We start from the raw sequence: 22,511 nt of genomic DNA, 5'->3' as shown, positions 1-22,511 counted from the left end.
CAGTAAGCCGCAGCAAATGATGACACCGTAGTGGCAAGGAGGACGTCTGGTATGAGGGTGGTGATTGTCGAGGATGATCGTAAGGATGCGCAGCAGCTTGTTGAACGCGTCGATGATTATGCGCGCGATCGCCATCTGCCGGTGATGGTGGATACCTATGCGTCCGTGGATGATCTGGGAATGCAACGCAGCGATGAAGGCGCGTTGGAACTGACGGCCGCCGGCCGCCGGGCACGATTCGCCGGCTACGATCTGGCGTTCATCGATATGTATTTGGATGATGGCGAGCCCGCGGGTATGGATGTTGCCAGAGCGCTTCGGGCCGCCGGATTGCGATGCCCGATTGTCGTGACGACGGTCAGCGTGGATTTTGCGGTTGAAGGCTACGAGGTTGCATCAGGCTATCTGGTCAAACCATATGAGGCGCACAGTCTGTATGCCGTGTTGGATCGACTGTTCCCGCGCCCGGATGTGATTACGGTTCCACTGTCGCGCTCAGCAAAATCGCATGAAGCGATCGAAACGCAGAGCGTGCCGGGCGACGGCTGGCAGATGGATCAGGATACTGGCGCGATGCAGTTCGAAGCTGATTCGGTGCGCATGCTGCGCGCCTCGGGGCATTATCTCGATGTGGTGATGACGGGCGGGCGCATCGTGCGCTTGCGTGCCGGCATAGCGTCGGCGTCCAAGGCATTGGAAGGCGACGAACGATTCTGCCATTGCGTGCGCGGTAGCATTGTGAACCTTGACATGGTGTCGCGTATCGAAGGCTCGTCGTTTGTTATGGATGACGGCACTATAGTGCCGATCAGCAGACGCGAATTGACGAAGGCACGCGACGCCTTCCATGCGCGAGGTATTGCTCGTCTGACTGCGGGGATGTGGCGCGCCTAGCCGACGAATTCGTCGCCATCTTCGTTGCTTTACCCGAATTTAAGGGGGTAATTATGAAGATATAGGGGATATTTCATTCCGCTCGTGCCCAATTACAGGCATGTCGTGCCAATGCGCGTGCGTATGTCCTAGGCCTGAAACGATAGTAGATGCCGTGGTGCGTTGATGACGAATGGCTGATGGCGAATGGGGGGTATGGTGGTGCGCATTGATTCCTATGATGCTCCGGCGCTGACGGAGGCGTTTATGGAGCATTACTACCAGGGGGACGCTGACTGGCTTGATGCTTCGACCACTGACGATTTCGTATGCTTGGGCGCGCAAAGCGACCAGTTTCTACTGACCAAGGCCGATGTGCTGTCGTTATGCCGGGAAATGCCGCATGTGCTGATGTCCAGCAAAATGTATCGTCAAAGCGCCAGAGTCGGGGATGTGCGCGTGGTCGACGGGCGATTTATGGGATTTCTGGCTCCCGAAGAGGGGAGCATGGCGTTCGCCGCCGAACAACGATTGACGGCCCTGTGGCGTGAAACCGACGAGGGGTTGCGCATGTTCCATATCCACGTTTCGAATGCGATGAGCGAGCCCGAAGAAGGGGAGCGATTCCCCATTAAGTTTGCGACCAAGGCAATGCAGTATATCAATCTGGTGAGCTTGCAGAAGCATTATCTCAATCAGATCGAAGTGGTGGATATCGATGGCGTCTACCACATGCTGCGCCTGTTCGACGTGATTTCCGTGGAAGCCAAACGCCAGGATGTGCTGGTGCGCTATGGCTATACGACGATTCGCGTGCATGAAGGCATCGCCAAGCTCGCCGAACGCATTGGACTCAACGCCGGCAACGGATTCGTGCAGGTGCACCGCAGTTTTTGGGTGAACGTGCTGTATGTGGAAACGGTGGACGGCGAAAGCGTGCATTTGGCCACAGGTGAGCTGGTGCCGATCGCCCAACGCCGGCGGCGGGAAATCATCAATCAAATACAGTCGGTGCGTGGGTAGTCGGCATATCCATCAGACGATACCCCACGCCGCGCACGGTGGCGATGAAACGCGGATGGCTTGGACTGTCATCGAGTTTGCGGCGCAGATTCGCCAGATGAACCTCCACGCTGCGACGCTCCGCCGCGGTGATCACACGGTTGGTGACGAATACCTTGCCGGCATGCAGCTCCAGCACCAGACTCGCCTTCGAACGCACGCGACGGCCACTTTGCAGCAGAATGACCAGCAGCTCGAATTCGGTTTTGGTCAGTCGTACCTCATCGCCGTTCACTAGGGTCTGTCGCGCAAGAGTGTTCACGGACAGCGCGCCAAGCGTAATCCACGAGCGATCGTATTCGTCGAAATCACCGTTGATGTCAAGGTTGTTGGTGCCCATCGCATACCCCGCGCCATGCGAGGCGGCGTGACGTGCTTCGTTCATCAGATCGCCAGGCATGAACGTATAACCTTGAGCGTCGTAGATATTGTTATCGTTGACGCGCCGCAGATAGGCATTCACATGGGCACGAAATTCGTGCGGGTGGAAGGGCTTGGGAATGAAATCGTCGGCACCGGCCGAATAGCCTTGCACAATCGAAGCCTCATCAACGCACGAGGTGATCATCATGATATAAGCGTTGCTGAAGGATCGGATTCGTCGGATTGTCTCATAGCCATCCATGCCGTTGAGCTTGAGATCCATGGTGATCAGGTCATAGCGGTCCTTAACGGATTGCTCGATGGCGTCTTCGCCGCGCACACAGATATAAGTGCCGAATCCTGCAGCCTGCAGCACATTCTCAATCAGTTTGGCGGTATCCCAATCATCATCGATGACCAAGGCGTTACGTGATGGCGCGGAGGTGATTGCCGTGCGTGTGCGGGGACGTGTGATTGGCCGGGCAGGGGCTCGCGTGTCGGCGTGCAATATAGTGTTCATGGTTTCGACCTTGTCCTTCCCCCAATGCGCGGCTGCTGCGCCGTGACTTACGTATCAGCATAATGGTGTAACGGGGGAAAGGGGGTGTCTGGTGGACGAAATACAGGTTTGGTGCAACGAAAAGCAGTGACGTGGGCAAGTTGGTGATGGTCAAACCGGTTCGCTTGCAAATCGGCGTGTTTTAGGTCTTCGTGATGCCTGTCGTTTTGCCGGTTCCATCAGCTGTGCATGCACAGCCCAGCACAATGGCGCTATCGTGGCGACGGGCCCGAAACAACCGGACGGGTGCCTGCGCGGGTGTACAGTGGGTGCATGACAACGACAGTCTCATCCAATTCACATACTACATCGGGCATGAGGCGTGCACAGCGTTTGCACCGCAGTCTGACGGTGCTGATGATCGCGGTGCTTGCCGTGGTCACCATGCTGTCTTACATGCTCTCCATCGGCATCGCCAACCATCTGTGGCTGTGGATCGGCTTGGTATTAGCGGCGTTGGCGTGCGTGCCGCCGCTGGTCAGCCGGCGTATCGCGCTATCCAGCATCGGCAGCATCATGTATTGCTTCCTGTTGCTCATTGCCTTGGAATGCGTTTCGTTCGCCATGCCATACTCCTGCATCTGGATGCTGTGCGTCATCCCCTTGGTGTGGGCTGCCTGCCGACTGTCGCTGCCCATGACGATAACCGTTGGCCTGGGTGCAACGTTGGTGGTGTTCACCAGTGCGGTCACCGCATCCTCCCCGTCCGTCACCCTGCTGCGCATGCCGATGTTCGTCGGCGGCATGATGCTGATTATCGGCATGTGCGTATTCGTGTGGCAAGGTCGCGACCGCCTATTCTCCGATCGTGCGCATCAGGCCGGGCAATCGCACGAAGCGCTGGCGTCGGCAGCCGGTGCCGGCAATGCTGGTGGCGCTGGCGTCACTGGTGGCAGCGTGGGGACTGCCGCCCATGGCATCGCGCGCGTTGGCGAAGGCGTTATGCATGCGTTCGGACATCATGAGCCTGTGCTGATTGAAGTGAATACCACCAAGGGTGCGGCGAGCTCCCAGTTGTCGGATCGTGAGGAACTGCTGCGAAAGGCGCATGATCTGCGCTCGCCACTGTCGTCGGTGATCGGATATATGGAGCTTGCCCTCAAGCGAGGCACCATTGATGAGCAAAGCCGTGCGGATCTTCACGTGGCTTTGGAGAACGCCGAACGCTTGGACGCCTCCATTGTGGAAATGGTGCGCTCGAACGAGCGGCGAGCAGTCGCCGATCGCGGCCCCACAGGCGCTCGACGTACAAATCTGACCGCCGTATTGGGCGAGGAGCTGCACGAATGCGAACAGCAGGCGTCCATGCGCCGCATCCGCATCAATTCCTCGCTGGAGCCGGATCTGATCATCACCGCCGATCCGTTGCAGCTCAAATCATTGTTCGGCAACCTGCTGTCGAATGCGGTCAAATACAACCAGCCCGGCGGCAGCGTCTATGTCAGTGCTTTGCGTGACGGTGCCATGATCACCATCGAAGTGACGGATACTGGGGTCGGCATTCCGCAGGCTGAACTTGATCGAGTGCGCGACCCGTTCGTGCGTGCCGCCAATGCCGAGGCGGTGGCATCGGGCACCGGCATGGGGCTGCATCATTGCCAAACCATCGTCAATCGCCTGCACGGCACCATGGATATCGCCAGCGAGGAAGGCAAAGGCACGGTGGTGACAGTGAGCTTGCCTTCCTGATCAACGGCGGAACATAGGGCTCTTCACAAGTTCATCACTAATGCTTGACGATATGGTGCGCCGAACCTGACGAAACATGAGGCGTTTCGTCGAATAACCGACATCAATGCTTTCCTAGCATCGAATACATGGAAAGCAAGCAACAAGACGGGCGCGACCTCGAGCGCGACTATGGCGACGGTTTCGCCGGCTGGGGCGAAGGCGTTGACGATGTGGCCAATGACGACCTATCGCACGATGACATGGCGTACGAGGCGCGCCGCGACCATCCGCTGATTGGCTGCGTGATCCCCGCCTACAACGAGGAGGATTCCATCGCCTCTGTGCTGGAAGCCTTGCTGGCACAGACGGTCATCCCCGACGAAATTCACGTGGTGGTCAACAATTCCACCGATCGCACGGTTCAGGAAGCCAAACCATTCGCCGGACTGCACCGCAAGGAATGCCGCGGCATGCCGATCACCTGCGCAGTATATGTGCACGACATCGGCGAGAATCCGGACAAAAAAGTGGGTGCGCTGAACTACGGATTCGCCATGGTGGAAGCCTTCGACTACTTCCTCGGTGTGGACGGCGACACTGTGGCGCACGAAGACTGCGTGGAACTGCTGCTCGATGAGATACGCTCCAACCAGCACATCGGCGGCGTCTCCGCCATCTATACGGTGGACGACCGTGGGGTGCGCGGGCCCATCCGCCGCTGGCTTGTGGCCGGCCAACGCCAGCAATTCGCCGCCTTCAACATCAAAGCCATGCAGCAGAGCAGGGAAGTGCCGGTGCTCGGCGGCCAGTTCTCCATCTTCTCCATCGACGCGCTCAAAGCGGTGATGGAGGCGAACAAACAGATGACACCATGGATCACGCAAAGCGAGGTGGAGGATTCGCTGCTATCACTGCAACTCAAATCCGCAGGATACAACCTCAAAATCAGCGCCTCCGCCCGAGCCGATGTGGGCGGCATGCTCACCATGCGCGCCCTGGACGGCCAGCAGGTCAAATGGAACGCGGGCGCTGTGGAACTGATGCGATCCTACAAATTCCACCCATGTTTGCGCCAACGATGGCTGGAACATATCTCCATGTTCTTCAACGCCTACAACCGATTCGCCTTCGTGTTCCTGCTCGCCGCATCATTGCGCATCGGAGCGTTCGTGTTCTTCCCAATATGGCTGGTGCCGGTGGCGGCCTCCATCCTGCTGAACACCAAAATCGCGCTGAAAATGCGCGCCCGCGACCATAGGGATGTGCTGTTCGCCCTATTGTTCCTGCCTGCCGAAATGTATCTGTGGATACGTATCGCGCATTTCCTGCGAGGCTGGTGGAAATCCTTGGTCGGCCGGCGCGGCGACAACTGGGCGGCGCAGGCCAGGGCCGAAAAAGGCAAGGGACGAGCCTATGTGATCCCTTGGATCGTTTGGTGGCTGATCATCGTGCTGCTGGTGGTGGGCATGGCCTATCTGCCGCTGATTATACAGACGCGCATCCTGTTCTGGGGCTGGCTGGTGCTGGCCGTCATCACGGCGGCGCAGACACTGGCCATGGCCTTTCAGTTCCTCAGGCCCACGCGCGGCTATCTCGTTTAACCTACCCATTCAATCAATTCACACAACCCAATTCACGCAACGCATATCTCGGAGGTTCGCCATCATGACACGATTGCACCGACCGCAGCGCTTGATAGCAGCGCTGGTCGCAGCTTTAACCATCATCCCGCTCACCGGCTGCGCTTCCATCGAAGACTTGACCGGCTTGTCGTTAAGCTCAGGGACTGCCGGAACAGCCGCCGCCGGCGAAACAAGCGGCTCGAACGTGCAGGAGCACGCGAAACAATCCGGCTCCGGCGAAAGCCACGACGAACTCGGACGAGCCAACGCCGAAGACGATGACGTATTCGACTCCCAGTTCTCCAAAAACGGCGTATCCAACGTCTACAAGAACATCGCCGGCATCGACTACGTGCTTTCGATCTTCCCCTCGCAAGCCACCCCACGCTCCGACCAGTGGTATCCGAAGGGCGACAAACTCTTCACCTTCACCTTCCAGGCCTACGATCTCAACGTTGATTTAAAAGCCCCGTACGCCTCCAAACGCTTGGTGTATCTGGGCAATGTGAACATCAGTTCCGACGTGACGCTCAGCGGGCATACCGAATCCTCGGCGCGCTCGCCATATACGGTGAACGGTCAGGCTGCTTCATTGACCTTCGACCCCGAACCCAACACCTTCCGCAGTTACGGCATGCGCATCACCAGCCCGAAGGGCGTCTATGAAATGCGCAACCAGGTGATTGGGGATTTGCCCAACGATTCCATCGGCATTACGCTGCATTTCAAGTTCTATGTGACCGTGCAGCGCGCTGCCGGGCAAGATGCGTGGGATGCCCAAGAAATCGATATCGATATTCCAATTGGCATTTTTGAATCCGACGAGCCCACGCCGATTCGCGACGTGCCTGTGGATGCCGCCTAATGGCTGCGGCACTGGCTTTAGCCGGCGGTTGGCATTGACTGATGGTTGGTATTAGCCGGCGGTTGGCAGTAACCAACGTCGGTATTGGCCGACGTTGAAGTTGAACATGTTGGAATCGAACATTGAATAAAGGAGCGCCATGCAGTGGTTAAGCAGACGTGTAGGCGGGCGCGCGAACCGACGAACGTCAAGGTTCGGTTCGTTCGGTTCCCGACGCGGGCAGTCACAGCGCGGGCCGGCATGGCGCGGGCGAATATGGCGCAGGTTGGTGCGCGCAGCGGTTGCCGCCGTGATGGCGGGCCTGCTGTGCGCCCTATCGACCCTGTTCATCGTCGGCAGCGGCGCCGCCGATCTCTATATGCATGGCCTGAGGCGCGACACCGTGAGCGCTGATGGCGATAACCCCTTCACGGATCGCGTCCTGTATGTGGATGACGATTCCAGCGCCGCGCACGCTGCTGAAGACAAGAATGCCGATGAAACGTCTCGCGCCGCCGCCGCGCAACTGGCCTCCGTGCCCTCCTCCATATGGTTGGAACCGGATAAACTGCCGCCCACACGCGTCGGCCCAGCTGTCACCGCTGTGATGAAACAGGCTGCATATACAGGCACGATGCCGGTATTCGTGGTGTACGGCATTCCCGGGCGAGACTGCGGCGGATATTCCGCCAGCGATATGCGCGACGACGAATACGTGGCATGGGTGCAGGAAATCGTTGACGCGGTAAGCGCTTGGCAAGGCGTTGTACCGGCCGTAATCGTGGAGCCGGATGCGCTGGCCATGATGACTGACTGCCCGGCCTTGGAATCAAAAATGCCGCTGCTGACGATTGCGGTGCGTGCGCTCGCCACCAGCGGTGCTGCGGTATATATCGACGCCGGCCACTCGGGCTGGGTGGACGCCGAAACCATGGCCAGCTTGCTGCTGCGTGCGGGCGTGGAGAACGTGCGCGGCTTTTCGCTCAACGTATCGAACTACAACGTCACCGCCGCAGAGCGCGCCTACGGTGAGCAACTGTCGCAGCTAACCGGCGGGCGGTATGTGATCGACACCAGCCGCAACGGCAACGGGCATGGCAATGAACCGGATTCCGCATGGTGCAATGTATCCGGTGCGCGCGTGGGGGAGGAGCCCGGAGCAACAACCTATGGCGCCCAGGATGCCGCGTTATGGATTAAGACCCCCGGCGAATCCGATGGCACCTGCAATGCCGGGCCGCAGGCCGGCCAATGGTGGCCGGAACAGGCCGAATCGTTATTGGGGTGGAGCTAGCGTTCTTCCGGAAACCGTAGGTGTGTATGCCTCTCTGCCGCCTATCCCTGCCTCCTATGGCGGTGCCGAGCCTGCAGCAACTCAACCCCCGCGAATCCACGATGTGAACAGGCGCGGCATCATAATGTCGCCCCTCATGCTATGGTGTGAGGCATGCATTTCATCTCATGTTGTTGTCGCTAACCGACGCCTCCGGGCGCACGGTCAGTGACGCATAATTTGAGATAGAGCATTCCAGCAGCGATGTGTATCGTGCAATTCTTTTTTAGAGATTTATGGTTCGCACCATGTATTGACCATCGCATTCAGGTAAGCAAGTATTACACACGCTGATTCAATACAGCCGCACACGCTGCCGCTCCAAACCACAATATTGTTAGTCCTTTCCGTTTCGCCCGGGAACGTCGGTTCACGACAACGCATCACACGCACCAGTAAAACCGCCGACCACTGCGCAACAACGCAGCACAACAGCAAGGACTTCAAACTCATGGCCATCGCAAGCTCCACTTTCGAACTCATCGGCAACACCCCTATCGTCAAGCTCAACCACATTCCGCAGGCCGCCGGCGTCAAAGCAACCATCGCCGTCAAAATCGAATACATGAACCCCGGCGGATCCTCCAAAGACCGCATCGCCGCACGCATTATTGACGCTGCCGAACGTTCCGGCGAACTCAAGCCCGGCGGCGTGATCGTGGAACCCACTTCCGGCAACACCGGCGTCGGCCTTGCCATGGTGGCCCAGCAGCGCGGCTACCGCACCATCTTCACCCTGCCCGACAAAGTCTCCGAATCCAAGCGCGCAGTGCTCAGGGCCTACGGTGCCGAAGTGGTCGTAACCCCCACCGACGCCGGCCCCGATGATCCGCGATCCTACTACCGCGTCGCCGAGCGTCTCGCCGCAGCCATCCCCGGCGGCTACCGACCCAACCAATATGACAATCCCAACGGTCCTGCCAGCCACTACGTCACTACTGGCCCGGAGATCTGGCGAGACACCGAAGGAACAGTCACCCACTTCGTAGCCGGCATCGGCACCGGTGGTACCATCTCCGGCACCGGCCGCTACCTGAAGGAAGCCTCCGATGGTGCCGTTACGGTAATCGGCGCCGATCCGGAAGGCTCCATCTATTCCGCACCCGACATGGACCACGTGCACCAGTACGACATCGAGGGCGTGGGGGAGGACTTCTACCCCAAAGCCTTCGACCGCACCATCACCGACGCCATCGTTAAAGTCGGCGACGCCGAAGCCTTCGAAATGACGCGCCGCCTAGCCGGTGAGGAAGCGCTGATGGTCGGTGGATCCTCAGGCATGGCCGTGGCCGCAGCTATCGACTATGCGCTCGTCAACGATCTGGACGAACACCAGACCGTTGTGGTGCTCGCCCCCGACTCCGGGCGCAGCTATCTGGAGAAAATATTCAACGACGACTGGATGCGAGCCAATGGCTATGGCGACGTGGTCGACCGCACCACCAAGCCGTCGTTGGCCGACCAGTATTTGTAAGGTTCTGGGGTGGCGGCTGGATGGACGTGATGCGTGCGGAAGGGGGCCCGCCCGTAGGGGGATGGAGCACACATCGTGTCCATCCAGCCGACCAAACGCAGTGACTCCTCTTCAATAGCTAAGGGGATGGAGCACACATCGTGTCCATCACTTTGACGAATAACAAATAAAAGCAACGTAAATTACAACACAACTGAATATCACTGAAAATCACTGAAAGGAACTCATTATGTCCGCCGCATACAACGCCAAGTTCACCAACACCGCCATCGCCACCCGTGCCATCCACGCCGGTCAGGAGCCCGACCCGACCACCGGCGCGGTGGTGACTCCGATTTACGCCACCTCCACCTTCAAGCAGGACGGCGTGCTGGGGCTGCGCGGCGGCCACGACTACTCCCGCTCCATCAACCCCACGCGCACCAGCTTCGACGAACAACTGGCCGCTGTGGAAGGCGCAAAATATGCGCTGAGCTTCTCATCGGGTCTGGCTGCCATTGACGTGCTGCTGCGTTCGACCATTCGCCCCGGCGACAACATTCTGCTTGGCAACGACGTCTACGGCGGCACCTACCGCCTGCTGTCCAAGGTGTTCGTGCCGTGGGGCATCGGCCTCGATGTAGTCGACATCACCGATACCGCCGCCGTCGAAGCCGCACTCACCGCCAAGCAATACCGATATGTGTGGGTGGAAACCCCCTCCAACCCGCTGCTCAACATCACCGATATCGCCGCCACCGCCAAAGTCGCCCACGCACACGGCACCAAGGTTGTGGTCGATAACACTTTCGCCTCGCCCGCCCTGCAGCATCCGCTGGACGATGGGGCCGACGTGGTGGTCTATTCCACTACCAAATACATCGGTGGCCACTCCGATGTGGTCGGCGGCGCAGTGGTATTGAACGACGATGAGACGCGTGAGCAGGTCGCTTTCCTGCAGAATGCCGCTGGTGCTGTGCCCTCCCCGTTCGACTCGTGGCTGGACATTCGTGGCTTGAAAACCTTGGATCTGCGCGTGCGCCAGCACTCCGCCAACGCGCTCGCCGTGGCGCAATGGCTGGAATCCCAGCCGTCCGATGTGATTGAACGCGTGTGGTACCCGGGTCTCGAATCGCATCCGGGCCACGACATCGCCGCTCGCCAGATGCACGGCGGTTTCGGCGGTATCGTCTCCGTGCAGCTGGCCGGAGGCGCCGAAGCAGCCAAGCGTTTTGTGGATCGCACGGAAATCTTTACGCTGGCCGAATCGCTGGGTGGCGTGGAAAGCCTGATCGAAGTTCCCGCAGCCATGACCCACGCCTCCGTATCCGGCACCACCCTGCAGGTGCCTGCCAACCTCGTGCGCATCTCGGTGGGCATCGAAAACATTGATGACCTTATTGCCGATCTGCAGCAGGCATTGCGCGCGCTGTGACGATATCGTCGTTGCGTGCGGTGATGTACGCGTGGTAACGGCAGTATTTTCGCTGCCGTACCGTATCGTCAAGCGCAACCGTGAGTGAGCGGCGCACTACACTGGGTGGGTATGACTGACATCACGGCGGCGCTGTCGGCGCTGAAACGGTATTTTGGCTACGATTCGTTCCGAGCCGGGCAGGCGGGCATCGTTGAGGCGCTGCTCGCAGGGCATGATGTGTTGGGCGTCATGCCCACTGGCGCGGGCAAATCGGTGTGCTATCAGATTCCCGCCGCACTGTTGCCGGGCGTCACCGTCGTGATTTCACCGCTGATTTCCCTGATGCGCGACCAAGTGGACGCACTCAACGATATCGGTCTGCCTGCCGCCTTCGTCAACACCACACAAAGCCCCGACGAGCAATCCATGGTGTTCCAACAGGCCGCAGCCGGTCAGGTCAAACTGCTGTATGTAGCCCCCGAACGTTTGGAAACACCACGATTCCGCAGTTTTGCAGCCAATACGACAATCGGACTGATTGCCGTGGACGAGGCACACTGCGTCTCCCAATGGGGTCAGGACTTCCGATCCTCCTATCTGGGCATCGGCGAATTCATCGCCTCCCTGCCGCAACGTCCGCCGGTTGGCGCGTTCACCGCCACCGCCACCGAACGTGTGCGCCACGATATTGTGAATATCCTGGGGCTTAACAATCCGGCCATTACCGTCACCGGATTCGATCGGCCGAATCTGTATTTCGACGTGATCAAACTCGAGACCAAGCGCAAAGCTTCCTGGGTGGCTCACTATATAGCGGATCATCCGAACGAATCCGGCATCGTGTATTGCGCCACTCGCAAGGAAACCGAAGCTCTTGCCGCCACGCTGAATCAGACGGTGCCGCAATTGCGTGCGGCCGCGGGCGTCGGCCCTGCAGATAGTGACCCTGCTGTTGGTGACGATGCCGGTGCTGCTGGAGAAGCTGTTATTGCCGTCGCCTATCACGGAGGTATGGCACCGGACGCACGGCAGAACGCCCAGCGTGACTTTGTCACTGATCGTGTGCCGGTGGTTGTGGCCACCAACGCCTTTGGTATGGGCATCGATAAATCGAATGTGCGCTACGTCATCCACCACAATATGCCCGAATCCATCGAAGCCTACTATCAGGAGGCGGGGCGCGCCGGGCGCGACGGTGAGGCCAGCCGGTGCACGTTGCTGTGGAATGATTCCGATATCGTCACCCGGCGTCGATTGCTTGACAATGACTATGAAAACGAGCGGCTGAGCCCCGAGGAGCAGGATATCGTGCGTCAATCCAAGCGTCGGTTGCTCGACGGCATGGTGGGCTATTGCCGCACAACTGACTGCCTGCACCGGTATATGACCAGCTATTTTGGTGAAATCACGGCATCAGACGGCGCTGCCGGAGCTGGTAAGTGCGGCGCGTGCGCCAACTGCGAGCATACTTTCGCCACCATCGACGTAACTGATGTGGCGCGTGCGATTAGTCGCTGCGTGCATGATGTGAATCAGCGGGTCGGTTCGGGCAAAATCGTTAAAATCCTGCGTGGATCCAAGGCACAGGATCTGTCGTGGCTGAACCCCGAGCAAATGCCGACCTTTGGCATGCTGAGCGGTGTGAATGAGGCGCGCATTCGCGATGTGCTCAATCAGATGGCCGTTGACGGATACTTATACATCGCCGAAGGACGTTTGCCGATTGTTATGTTCGGGCGTCGTGCGGGGGAGACGGCCGCACCCGATTTCCACTATGAAATCAAGCGTGTGGAGCGCGAACCATCCGCCAAGAGCCGGAACGTTGCTGCGGAGCCGACGACTGGGCCGGCGTTGGGCACCTATGCGCCGGATGATGACGAAGAGGCACTGTTCCAGCGTTTGCGCGAACTGCGCCGCACCATCGCCCAGGAAATCGGCAAACCGCCGTACATTGTGTTCTCCGATAAAACCTTGCGTGATATGGCGCGCATTAAGCCGATTACCGATGCGCAATTCCTTGCCGTCAACGGTGTGGGCGAGAACAAACTGCGCCAGTACGGCAAACGGTTCATGGAGGCGGTGGCCGCTTTCCAATCAGGCATGGCGCCTCAGCGGTGAAACCGTGGGGTAATGGTGAGCCCGCGCGTTAGTCGTTGCGCTGACCGTTGCTTGAACGCGGCGGTGCCGTGGTGCCACGTAGCGCCAGATAGGTTTCCATCGTCAGGTGCCGAGGTTCCGGGCATGTGCCCTGAATGAGCTGTAACGTGCGTCGCGCGGCCTCGTATCCCAGTTCCTCGGGGCTCTGGTGGATTGTAGTGAGTTCGACTTGACGCGCGTAGGTACTGTCGTCGAACCCAAGAACCGAAACGTCTCGAGGGACACTGACGCCGCATCGTGGCAATTTGAATATCAGCGGAATCGCCGTCGCGTCGCTCTGGCAGCAGATGGCCGTTGGTCTGGGGGATTGAGTGAGGAATCTGGACAGGATGAGCTCGTCTTCATTTTCCTTATCTCTTGGTACGCGGATCACCGTGGGGGTGGTGTCGTCGAAGTCATGACATGCCCGCAGAAAAGCGTCCATGCGTAGATCGGCGCTGTATCGCAGGGGTGCCTGGGCGCTGTTGGAACATACAAAGCTGATGTCGCGGTGTCCGAGGTCATGCAGATGTCTGACCAGAAGACGCATGCTTTCGTATTCGTCGATGCTGATGGTGGCGTCGAATCCCGCGGATGAAGGCACGTTGATGCCGACCACCGGTATATTCATTTTTTTGAGATTGGAGATCTCGTCGCCGTCGATGCTGAACGAGTTCACAATCACTGCGTCGACGTTGCGTCGCAAAGGCAGATCCGCGAAAAAAGCCTGTCTCTCTGCTGCATTGGCGATGCGGTAGGTGCAGATGTCGTAGCCGGCGGGTTGCAGTACGTCGTTGAGGGCGATGCTGATGTTGGCGTTGAACCAGTTCGCGTGCGCCTCACTGGTGAGCATGGCGACACGAAAGGATTGTTGGGATTTCAGTGCTGCGGCGGAACGTGAGATGTTGAAGTCGAGGTCTTTGGCTGCCTGCAGCACTTTGTCGCGTGTCGTTTGAGAGACAACATCGGGGCGGGAGAACGTTCGCGATACGGTGGCTACCGACACGCCGGCTTTTTCGGCGACGTCGTGGATGGTGGACTTCATTATTTCGGCTCCGTTTCTGTTCTTTTCAACCGTATCACGCCACAAAAATGTAAACGTATACATTTGTTGTGCATAAAACGCGTTTGACATATGAAAATATCTCTGATAACGTATACATCGTTCCGGTCAATCAATGCAGATTGCTGATTTGGAAAACAAGGAGGTAAACACAATGAGGAACAAGAATTGGATGTTGAAGGCGGTGAGTGTGATCTCGGTCGCAGCACTGAGTCTTACCGCGTTGTCTGCATGCGGCAGCGGCGGCAATGCGGAGAGTGAAAACGGTCGTGTCTACTACTTGAACAAGAAAGCCGAGGAGCAGGAGTCCTGGGTCAAACTTGGCGAGGCTTTCGAAAAAGAGACGGGCATCCCCGTTGAGATTCAGGTCGGAGGCAACGATTATGACGCCACTTTGCGGTCCGAGCTGGCGAAGTCCTCGGCCCCGACGCTGTTCCAGGCCGATGGCCCCAGCTTTATGAGCAGCTATATGAAGTATGCCAAGGATCTGTCCGACAGTGACATCTATGGTCAGCTCACCGACAACTACAAGGACCGCGCGCTGACCAATGATGAAGGCAAGCCCGTCGCCATCCCCTATGCCACCGAAAGCTACGGCATCATCTACAACAAAGCGTTGTTGCAGGAGTATTTCGATGCTTCTTGGTCCACCGTGAAGTCCATTGAAGAAATCAATAACTTTGATACTCTGAAAACCGTCGCTGACGAAATTCAGAATCATAAAGATGATATCGGGGGGGGGGTTAAGGGCGCTTTCAGCTCGGCCGGTCTCGACTCCACTTCGGCGTTCAGGTACAACTTCCACCTTCCCAGTGTTCCGCTGTACTACGAGTATGTGGACGACGACGTGGATATGAACAAGGTTCCGTCCAGTGTCAAGGGCACTTACGTCGAACAGATGAAGAACATCTTCGATTTGTACATCACCGACGCCACCGTCGAACCCAGCGCGCTGTCAGGCAAGACCATGGACGATTCCATCGCGGAGTTCGCCACCGGTCAGGCCGTGTTTTTCCAGGATGGTGTGTGGGTGTACAACCAGATCAAGGATCAGGAAGTGGCTGATGAGGACCTTGGCGTGCTGCCGATATACATCGGTGTTGATGGCGAGGAGAATCAGGGTCTCAATCAGGTGATCAGCAACTACTGGTGTGTCAACTCCCAAGTTTCCGAGAAGGATCAGGAAGCCACCGAGCAGTTCCTCAACTGGCTGGTGACCTCCGACACCGCTCGTGAAGTGATCTCCCAGGATATGGGTCTTGTAGCTCCGTTCAAGGGATTCGACGAAGAGCAGTATCAGGTCGACAATCCGCTGGTGAATGCCAATCGTGAATATCAGGAAGCCGGCAAAACCGATGTGGTCAGCGTGCCTACCGTCTCCCATCAGTGGGAGCAGGATCTGGGCTCCGCCGAGCTCAACTACGCTCAAGGAACCGGCAGCTGGGATGACGTGATCAAGGTGTTCACCGACAACTGGGCCAGCGAGTATGCGCTCGCATACGGCGAGTGATTCCTGTCAAGAAGCAAGCCGCAGCCGCCTGTGTTTCGTTTTTGTTTCCCTTATCGAAAGCAGGCGGTTGCGGATATCGCATATCCGTTGATTGCGGCGTTCGTTGCATAAAGCCGCTGCAATAGAGGGAGAGACCATTATGATTACTATGACCGGCCGCGTGATCAAACGCTGGTGGCCGATGTTCGCGTTGCCTACCTGCTTCGCGTTCGTGCTCGGGTTCGTCGTTCCCCTGGTGATGGGCATCTATCTGAGCTTTACCGAATTCACCACCATCACCGACTCCGAATGGGTGGGTCTGAAAAACTACCGTCGCGCCCTGCAGGATCCCGATTTCCTGCACGCGCTGCTGTTCACCGTGGCCTTCACCATTGTCACCACCATCCTTATCAATGTCGCGGCGTTCTTCGTCGCCTACATGTTCACCAAAGCGATGCGCGGAGCCAAGCTGTTCCGCTCCGTCTTCTTCATGCCCAACCTCATCGGAGGTATTGTGTTGGGCTACATCTGGCAGCTGCTGCTCAACGGCGTGCTGGCCCATTGGGATATCTCTTTGACCTACCACGCCAAATACGGTTTCGTCGGCATGGTCATTATGGTGTGCTGGCAGCAGATCGGCTACATGATGGTGATTTACATCGCCGGTCTGCAGAATGTGCCCGGCGATGTGATGGAGGCCGCCGCGGTTGACGGCGCCACGCCTCGACAGGTCTTGTTCCGCATCACCATTCCGCTGATGATGCCGAGCATCACCGTGTGCTCGTTCCTTACCGTGACTAACGGGTTCAAGCTGTTCGATCAGAACTTGGCGTTGACCAACGGCGCTCCAAGCGACACATCGGAGATGCTGGCGTTGAATATCTACCGCACTTTCTATGGTCGTGCCGGATTCGAAGGTGTGGGTCAGGCGAAGGCCGTGATGTTCTTCGTGCTTGTCGCGCTGATCGCTGTCATTCAAAACAAAATCACCACCAGCAAGGAGGTGCAGGCATGAGTGAGAAAATCAAGCATGGTCCGTTCTGGACTGCGTTCTTCGCCATCGTCTCTCTGGCATGGATATTCCCGCTGGCGTTGGTGCTGATCAACTCCTTCAAGAAGAAGATCTATATCTCCACCGACACGTTCTCGCTTCCCACTGGCAAGGAATTCGCAGGGCTTTTCAACTACACGGACGGCATTGAGAAAACCGATTTCATACAGAGCTTCGGATGGAGCCTGCTGATTACCATCGGCGCTGTGCTGGTGATTCTGCTGTGCACGTCCATGTGCGCCTGGTGGATTGTTCGTGTGAACAACTGGGTGGCGAAAACCATATACCTGCTGTTCCTGCTCAATATGATCGTGCCCTTCCAGATGGTGATGTTTCCGCTGTCGAAAATGGCCGACATGCTCAGTCTGAACACCCCGTGGGGACTGTGCCTGGTCTATCTCGGCTTCGGCGCGGGCTTGCCGGTGTTTATCTTCACCGGCGTGATCAAGTCCATTCCGCAGGAGATCGAGGAGGCTGCGATGATTGATGGTGCCAGCACCATGCGCACCTATTTCACCATCGTGGTGCCGATGATGCGCTCATCCATCATCTCCGTGGCTATTCTGCAGACTATGTGGATTTGGAACGACTATCTGCTGCCGTATCTGACTCTTGATATGCAGCGTTTCAAGACCATTCCGATTGCCATCCAGTATCTGCGCGGCGGCTATGGTTCTGTTGACATGGGTGCGCTGATGGCTTGCTTGGTGCTGGCGATTATCCCGATCGTCATTTTCTTCGCATTCTGCCAAAAGTACATCATCCAAGGCATCACCGCGGGTGCGGTGAAAGGCTGACGCCGATGGGCGCAAAGCCGGCTCGTCGGCTTTGCGCCCTCATAATTTGGAACCACTGCTGCCACGGAGAAAGAAGGCGCGACTATGGCTTCACTATTCGGTAGGAAATCGGCGCTGATGAGATCGCTTGATTTCGTGGCGGATTCCGTTGTGCTCACCATGCTGGTGGTGGCGTCTTGCATTCCGTTCGTCACCGTTGGGGCCGCGCTTAGCGCGGCGTATGAGGTGGCTCGCGGCGCGCATGAAGGGCGCGGATATATGGTGCGTTCGTTTTTCCGCGCGTTCAAGCGTAACTTCGCCAATGCGACCGCCTTGTGGGCGGTGCTTGCCGGAGCGGGGCTGGCCATCGCCGCATTGTGGATTTACACTTCGGGACTGGCGGCGTTAACGATCAAACTCGCCGTTACGGCGCTGTGGCTCATCATGTTTATCTGGGTTTGGCCGTTGCAGGCGCGTTTCGACAATACTGTGCCGGTTACGTTGCGCAACGCGTTGCTTATTGGCGGCACCTCCATCATGGCCACTCTGCTTGCGGCCGCCGTAGCGGGACTGTGGGCGATGCTGACGGTATCGTGCGCCGTGTATCTGCCACAAGGCTTGTTCTTGCTTTTGGTGTTGGGAGTGGGGCTGATCATCATGGTGCAGACGCCGGTGTTTGAGTGGGCCTTGCGCCCGTATTTGCGCGCTTCGGTTGAATGACCTTGCGAATGTGCGCATGTGAAATAGAGTTTTGACCATCACCACTATCGAAGGAGAGCAATATGGTGCAACGATCGGCGTTCTCGCTGGCAAAGATGGGCGCGAAGCCGGTGACGGGTTCCGATGCCGTTCTGCAGGGAGACCGTTGGCGTATCAGTATTTTGACGGATTCGCTGATACGTTTCGAATGGTCTGAATCCGGTCGATTCGTGGATACCCCCACACAGATGGCGTTGGTTCGCGATTTTGGATGTACCCCAAAGTTCGAGGCCGTTGAGCGCGGGGGTTGGTTGGAGATCGATACCGAGCATCTGCATATCTCTTATGATCGTCAGGCCTTCAGCAAAGAAGGTTTGTACGCGACGGTTAAAGGCGCCAATGCAGTCGGTAATACTTGGCATTATTCAGATGAGCAGCACGGCAATCTCGGCGGTACCTATCGCACGCTTGATGGAATCGATGGAGCGGTGCCATTGGAGAATGGCGTAATCAGCCGTGACGGATGGGCGGTGTTGGATGACTCGCGTGCGAACATCATCGTGGAATCCGATGAGGTGGACGGTGAGAAGAATCCCTTCGGCACATGGGTTCTGCCCAAAACCGAGGAGACCACGGATCTGTACCTGTTCGGGTATGGCCACCGTTATCGCGAAGCGGTCCATGATTTTTATACGTTGACCGGAGCGACGCCGCTGCTGCCGCGCTATGTGTTTGGCAATTGGTGGAGCCGTTACCATCGTTACACGGAGGAAGAGTATCGCGAGCTGGTGGAACGCTTCGAGAAGGAGCAGCTGCCGTTCACCACCGCCGTCATCGACATGGATTGGCATGTGGTCGACGACGTTGACCCGAAGTATGGATCCGGCTGGACCGGGTACACCTGGAACCGCGAGTTTTTCCCGGATCCTCAGCGGTTCCTGGGTTGGTTGCATGAGCATGGCATGAAGGCCACGCTTAATGTGCACCCACGTGATGGAGTGCGTGCTTTTGAAGATGCCTACGCCGACATGGCGGAAGCCATGGGCATCGATCCCGGGAGCGAGGAAACGGTGCAGTTCGATCTGACCAGCCCGCGCTTTATGTCCGCCTATTTCGATCAACTGCATCACCCGATGGAGGATGAGGGGGTCGACTTCTGGTGGCTGGATTGGCAACAAGGAGGAGTGACCCGCCAAAAGGGACTGGATCCGCTGTGGGGGCTCAACCATCTGCACTATCTGGATTCAGGACGTTCCGACGGGAGCTCCTACAGTGAGCGGAATCCGCGCCCTTTGACGTTCTCGCGATATGCTGGTCCCGGTTCGCACCGTTACCCGGTCGGCTTCTCCGGAGACACCATAGTGACGTGGGAATCGTTGAAATTCCAGCCGTATTTCACTGCCACGGCCTCGAATATCGGCTATGGGTGGTGGAGCCACGATATTGGCGGGCATATGTTCGGCTACCGTGATGAGGAATTGGAAGCGCGTTGGTATCAGTTGGGGGCGTTCAGTCCGATCAATCGTCTGCATTCCACCGATTCGCCATTCAATGGCAAGGAGCCGTGGAATTTCCGCGGCGAGGTTGAATCCGCCATGGTGAAGGCGCTGCGCTTGCGCCACTCGATGATTCCATACCTGTATGCGATGAACCGTCGTGCCGCGGTTGAGGGCGATCCGTTGGTGCAGCCGATGTATTGGGATCATCCCGAACAAGAGGACGCCTACACAGTGCCGACCGAATTCATGTTCGGCACGCAGCTGCTGGTTTCGCCGATTGTCTCCCCGGCTGAGCGTGATGTGCAGATGGCAAAAGCGGATGTGTGGCTGCCTGAAGGCACGTGGTTCGACTTCTTCACGGGTCGCCGATACTCCTCTCCTCAGAAGGAAGGTCGTCGTATCGAAGTGTGGCGAGGTATGGATGGCATTCCTGCATTCGCAAAGGCGGGCGGCATCATACCGTTGCAGCGCCAGGCTCGTGATGAGGCGCTGAATGCGGTTTCCAATCCGCAGTCCCTCGAGATTCTGGTATTTCCTGGCGCGGATGGTCGGTTCACCCTATGGGAGGATACGGGCGCTTCTGAGGCGGACAATACGTGGGCTTCCACATTGATGACTTGGACGTACGCAGCCGAGCGGGACTCGGTGTTCGCCATCGATCCGGTTGCGGGGGATGCCTCGGCGGTTCCGGCATCACGCGATTGGACGGTGACGTTCCGCGGCGTGCCGGAGTTTGTCTCGGAACGCGTCAATGTGACCGTGGACGGGATGCCGGTTCGTCCTGCGCAAATCCGGTACGACAAGACGACCTTGAGCCTGTCGGTGGATCTATGCGGCGTCGCTGCGAGTTCGCGTGTCGAATTGACGGTATGTGGAGGGCTTCCTCTTTCGGACAATCCGATTGTTGAAGACGCATTCGCAGTGCTGAAAGATGCTCAGGTGCATTACCGGACCAAGGAGAAAGCCTATGCCGCGATTCGGCGATTCGGTGCTGCTTCCATCGCCGGTTTCGGGGCGATGGAGGTGCATGACGATGATATTCAAGGGCGTTTCGCGCAATCCCATATGCCTCATTGCGTGATGCAGGCGCTCGCCGAAGTGCTGTTGAGAGCCTGACCATAGTCGGTGCGAGGAGAGGCCCACGTCCTTGTAGGGGAACGTGGGCCTCGTTGATTTGAGCGAGCCATCAGAAACGCGTATAACTCAGGAGTTGACGAGATGCTGTGCATCGGCAACAGTGGTACATGAATGTGTTGGCTGCGCCTTGGTGTTGTAGGTGTAGCGGCATCGTATGTGAAAGGAATGATATGACGGAACATCAGGACAAGCCCGTTGTTGAGAGCTTCCAGCTGGATCATACGAAGGTGAAGGCCCCCTACGTGCGTTATATTGACACTGAAACCGGCCCGCACGGCGATATAGTGTCCAACTATGACCTGCGTTTGACCCAGCCGAACGAACAGGCCATCCCCACCGGCGGCCTGCACACCATCGAGCACACCATCGCTGTGCTGCTGCGCGAACGCATCGATGGTTACATCGATTGCTCACCGTTCGGCTGCCGCACCGGTTTCCATCTGCTGACCTGGGGCAAACATTCCACCGAGGAAGTGGCGCGTGCGCTGAAGGAATCGCTGGAATTCATCGCCTACAAGGCTACGTGGGATGACGTGCCTGCCACCACGATTGAAAGCTGCGGCAACTACCGTGACCATAGCCTGTTCACTGCTAAGGAATGGTGCAAGCAGATTCTTGAACAGGGCATCAGCTCCGATCCCTTCGAGCGCAAGGTGGTATGAGCCTGTCTTTTGTGCGTGGCTGTTCCGCATGATGCTGCTTGATTTCATGTGACTTTGTGCGCTTCTGTGCGATTCCACGTATCGCTGAACGATGACTGGCGACAAGCCTGCCTTGATTTGTGCCCGTAGCATGGTAGGTTTGCCGTCAGTTATTTGTTTGGTTAATCGTGAATTTGGGAGGGTGTGCTCGTGACTTTGTCAAGCACAGGCACCAAGGCGGCAGGTCGTCGTTTTCGCCGTGCCACCATGCGTGATCTGCCGCAGATGCAGGCCATTTATGTTCGTGCGCGGCATTTGATGGCGGCTAACGGCAATCCGACCCAGTGGGGCAACACGTTCCCCAAGGACGAGGTGGTTCGCGATGACATCGCCAACCAGCGCACTGTGCTACTGGTTGATCATGTTGGCGGCAAGGAGCGCATTCTTGCGCAATTCGCCTTGTGTCCTGGTGAGGACCCCACGTATAAGCATATTGAAGGCGCTTGGCTGGATGATGATACCTACGTGACCATTCATCGCATAGCTTCTGCCGGTTTGGTGAAGCATGCTGCTCGCGAGTGCATAACGTGGGCCTTGAAGCATTATGGCAATGTGCGCATCGACACACACCCGAATAACAAGGCCATGCAGCATGTGCTTGAAACGGCTGGTTTCGCCCGCTGCGGCCTCATCCAACTCATCGACCGCCCCACCGACACCACCCGCATAGCCTATCAACGACATGAATGGTGACCGGCCGCAATTCCCTTCGGGAATTGCAATTGCCGGTCACGCGAGCCGGATTAAGGACACAGCCCGGTGG

General features: G+C 57.7%; 18 protein-coding genes. 16 read left to right on the top strand and 2 right to left on the bottom strand.

What is annotated here, in order from left to right; genetic code table 11:
• Positions 1 to 51 precede the first annotated feature (51 nt).
• Entirely contained in the window at positions 52 to 894 is an 843-nt protein-coding gene (locus tag G1C95_RS06200; protein ID WP_169172096.1) for a LytR/AlgR family response regulator transcription factor, read from the top strand.
• Positions 895 to 1,089: 195 nt separating this feature from the next.
• Positions 1,090 to 1,896, top strand: a complete 807-nt coding sequence (locus tag G1C95_RS06195) for a LytTR family DNA-binding domain-containing protein (RefSeq protein ID WP_169172095.1) — start codon at positions 1,090 to 1,092, stop codon at positions 1,894 to 1,896.
• Here the strand turns inward: G1C95_RS06195 and G1C95_RS06190 are convergent.
• Entirely contained in the window at positions 1,868 to 2,818 is a 951-nt protein-coding gene (locus G1C95_RS06190) for a response regulator transcription factor (protein ID WP_169172094.1), read from the bottom strand. The two genes, G1C95_RS06195 and G1C95_RS06190, sit on opposite strands and share 29 nt — an antisense overlap.
• A gap of 354 nt (positions 2,819 to 3,172) precedes the next feature.
• Here G1C95_RS06190 and G1C95_RS06185 point away from each other — a divergent pair, with 354 nt between their 5' ends.
• The 7 genes from G1C95_RS06185 to G1C95_RS06155 all read left to right on the top strand — a co-directional run bounded on the left by G1C95_RS06185 (position 3,173) and on the right by G1C95_RS06155 (position 13,315).
• A complete protein-coding gene (locus G1C95_RS06185) occupies positions 3,173 to 4,546 on the top strand; it encodes a sensor histidine kinase (protein WP_169172093.1) in 1,374 nt (457 codons plus the stop codon).
• Between the two features lie 128 nt (positions 4,547 to 4,674).
• Complete coding sequence (locus G1C95_RS06180; RefSeq protein WP_169172092.1) at positions 4,675 to 6,129, top strand: glycosyltransferase family 2 protein; 1,455 nt, start codon at positions 4,675 to 4,677, stop codon at positions 6,127 to 6,129.
• Between the two features lie 64 nt (positions 6,130 to 6,193).
• The gene (locus G1C95_RS06175; protein ID WP_169172091.1) at positions 6,194 to 7,015 is read left to right on the top strand and encodes a hypothetical protein; all 822 of its coding nucleotides are present in this window, start codon (positions 6,194 to 6,196) and stop codon (positions 7,013 to 7,015) included.
• Between the two features lie 268 nt (positions 7,016 to 7,283).
• A complete protein-coding gene (locus tag G1C95_RS06170) occupies positions 7,284 to 8,288 on the top strand; it encodes a glycoside hydrolase family 6 protein (RefSeq protein ID WP_169172090.1) in 1,005 nt (334 codons plus the stop codon).
• A 490-nt stretch (positions 8,289 to 8,778) separates the two neighbouring features.
• On the top strand, positions 8,779 to 9,801 hold the full coding sequence (locus tag G1C95_RS06165; protein ID WP_169172089.1) for a pyridoxal-phosphate dependent enzyme: 1,023 nt from the start codon (positions 8,779 to 8,781) through the stop codon (positions 9,799 to 9,801).
• A gap of 229 nt (positions 9,802 to 10,030) precedes the next feature.
• Positions 10,031 to 11,215, top strand: a complete 1,185-nt coding sequence (locus G1C95_RS06160; RefSeq protein WP_169172088.1) for a cystathionine gamma-synthase — start codon at positions 10,031 to 10,033, stop codon at positions 11,213 to 11,215.
• Positions 11,216 to 11,326: 111 nt separating this feature from the next.
• A complete protein-coding gene (locus tag G1C95_RS06155; RefSeq protein ID WP_169172087.1) occupies positions 11,327 to 13,315 on the top strand; it encodes a RecQ family ATP-dependent DNA helicase in 1,989 nt (662 codons plus the stop codon).
• A gap of 28 nt (positions 13,316 to 13,343) precedes the next feature.
• Here G1C95_RS06155 and G1C95_RS06150 read toward each other — a convergent pair whose 3' ends face one another.
• On the bottom strand, positions 13,344 to 14,468 hold the full coding sequence (locus tag G1C95_RS06150; protein ID WP_169172086.1) for a LacI family DNA-binding transcriptional regulator: 1,125 nt from the start codon (positions 14,466 to 14,468) through the stop codon (positions 13,344 to 13,346).
• 82 nt (positions 14,469 to 14,550) lie between these two features.
• Here G1C95_RS06150 and G1C95_RS06145 point away from each other — a divergent pair, with 82 nt between their 5' ends.
• The 7 genes from G1C95_RS06145 (at position 14,551) to G1C95_RS06115 (ending at position 22,441) form a co-directional block, all read left to right on the top strand.
• Positions 14,551 to 15,906 carry an ABC transporter substrate-binding protein gene (locus G1C95_RS06145; RefSeq protein WP_240947453.1) on the top strand — a complete coding sequence of 452 codons (1,356 nt, stop codon included), beginning with the start codon at positions 14,551 to 14,553 and terminating at the stop codon, positions 15,904 to 15,906.
• Positions 15,907 to 16,045: 139 nt separating this feature from the next.
• Positions 16,046 to 16,900 (top strand): carbohydrate ABC transporter permease, encoded by an 855-nt coding sequence (locus tag G1C95_RS06140; RefSeq protein ID WP_169172085.1) that lies wholly within the window; start codon positions 16,046 to 16,048, stop codon positions 16,898 to 16,900.
• Positions 16,897 to 17,733 carry a carbohydrate ABC transporter permease gene (locus G1C95_RS06135; protein ID WP_169172084.1) on the top strand — a complete coding sequence of 279 codons (837 nt, stop codon included), beginning with the start codon at positions 16,897 to 16,899 and terminating at the stop codon, positions 17,731 to 17,733. The genes G1C95_RS06140 and G1C95_RS06135 overlap by 4 nt, the downstream gene beginning before the upstream one ends.
• Positions 17,734 to 17,850: 117 nt before the next feature.
• Positions 17,851 to 18,432: a DUF624 domain-containing protein gene (locus tag G1C95_RS06130; protein WP_169172083.1), complete on the top strand. Its 582-nt coding sequence runs from the start codon at positions 17,851 to 17,853 to the stop codon at positions 18,430 to 18,432.
• 62 nt (positions 18,433 to 18,494) lie between these two features.
• Complete coding sequence (locus tag G1C95_RS06125) at positions 18,495 to 21,026, top strand: TIM-barrel domain-containing protein (RefSeq protein ID WP_169172082.1); 2,532 nt, start codon at positions 18,495 to 18,497, stop codon at positions 21,024 to 21,026.
• A 191-nt stretch (positions 21,027 to 21,217) separates the two neighbouring features.
• Complete coding sequence (locus G1C95_RS06120; protein ID WP_169172081.1) at positions 21,218 to 21,709, top strand: S-ribosylhomocysteine lyase; 492 nt, start codon at positions 21,218 to 21,220, stop codon at positions 21,707 to 21,709.
• A 246-nt stretch (positions 21,710 to 21,955) separates the two neighbouring features.
• Positions 21,956 to 22,441, top strand: a complete 486-nt coding sequence (locus G1C95_RS06115; RefSeq protein WP_169172216.1) for a GNAT family N-acetyltransferase — start codon at positions 21,956 to 21,958, stop codon at positions 22,439 to 22,441.
• Positions 22,442 to 22,511: the final 70 nt, after the last annotated feature.

The sequence above is a fragment of the Bifidobacterium oedipodis genome, from assembly GCF_012932425.1.
GTDB classification, from domain to species: domain Bacteria; phylum Actinomycetota; class Actinomycetes; order Actinomycetales; family Bifidobacteriaceae; genus Bifidobacterium; species Bifidobacterium oedipodis.
This window is presented reverse-complemented; position numbering and strand designations above follow the sequence as displayed.

Excerpts from the sequence above, each read along its gene's own strand:
- G1C95_RS06200 (WP_169172096.1), top strand. The coding sequence starts at position 52 with ATGAGGGTGGTGATTGTCGAGGATGATCGTAAGGATGCGCAGCAGCTT.
- G1C95_RS06195 (WP_169172095.1), top strand. The coding sequence starts at position 1,090 with ATGGTGGTGCGCATTGATTCCTATGATGCTCCGGCGCTGACGGAGGCG.
- G1C95_RS06190 (WP_169172094.1), bottom strand. The coding sequence starts at position 2,818 with ATGAACACTATATTGCACGCCGACACGCGAGCCCCTGCCCGGCCAATC.
- G1C95_RS06185 (WP_169172093.1), top strand. The coding sequence starts at position 3,173 with ATGAGGCGTGCACAGCGTTTGCACCGCAGTCTGACGGTGCTGATGATC.
- G1C95_RS06180 (WP_169172092.1), top strand. The coding sequence starts at position 4,675 with ATGGAAAGCAAGCAACAAGACGGGCGCGACCTCGAGCGCGACTATGGC.
- G1C95_RS06175 (WP_169172091.1), top strand. The coding sequence starts at position 6,194 with ATGACACGATTGCACCGACCGCAGCGCTTGATAGCAGCGCTGGTCGCA.
- G1C95_RS06165 (WP_169172089.1), top strand. The coding sequence starts at position 8,779 with ATGGCCATCGCAAGCTCCACTTTCGAACTCATCGGCAACACCCCTATC.
- G1C95_RS06160 (WP_169172088.1), top strand. The coding sequence starts at position 10,031 with ATGTCCGCCGCATACAACGCCAAGTTCACCAACACCGCCATCGCCACC.
- G1C95_RS06155 (WP_169172087.1), top strand. The coding sequence starts at position 11,327 with ATGACTGACATCACGGCGGCGCTGTCGGCGCTGAAACGGTATTTTGGC.
- G1C95_RS06150 (WP_169172086.1), bottom strand. The coding sequence starts at position 14,468 with ATGTCAAACGCGTTTTATGCACAACAAATGTATACGTTTACATTTTTG.
- G1C95_RS06145 (WP_240947453.1), top strand. The coding sequence starts at position 14,551 with ATGAGGAACAAGAATTGGATGTTGAAGGCGGTGAGTGTGATCTCGGTC.
- G1C95_RS06140 (WP_169172085.1), top strand. The coding sequence starts at position 16,046 with ATGATTACTATGACCGGCCGCGTGATCAAACGCTGGTGGCCGATGTTC.
- G1C95_RS06135 (WP_169172084.1), top strand. The coding sequence starts at position 16,897 with ATGAGTGAGAAAATCAAGCATGGTCCGTTCTGGACTGCGTTCTTCGCC.
- G1C95_RS06130 (WP_169172083.1), top strand. The coding sequence starts at position 17,851 with ATGAGATCGCTTGATTTCGTGGCGGATTCCGTTGTGCTCACCATGCTG.
- G1C95_RS06125 (WP_169172082.1), top strand. The coding sequence starts at position 18,495 with ATGGTGCAACGATCGGCGTTCTCGCTGGCAAAGATGGGCGCGAAGCCG.
- G1C95_RS06120 (WP_169172081.1), top strand. The coding sequence starts at position 21,218 with ATGACGGAACATCAGGACAAGCCCGTTGTTGAGAGCTTCCAGCTGGAT.
- G1C95_RS06115 (WP_169172216.1), top strand. The coding sequence starts at position 21,956 with ATGCGTGATCTGCCGCAGATGCAGGCCATTTATGTTCGTGCGCGGCAT.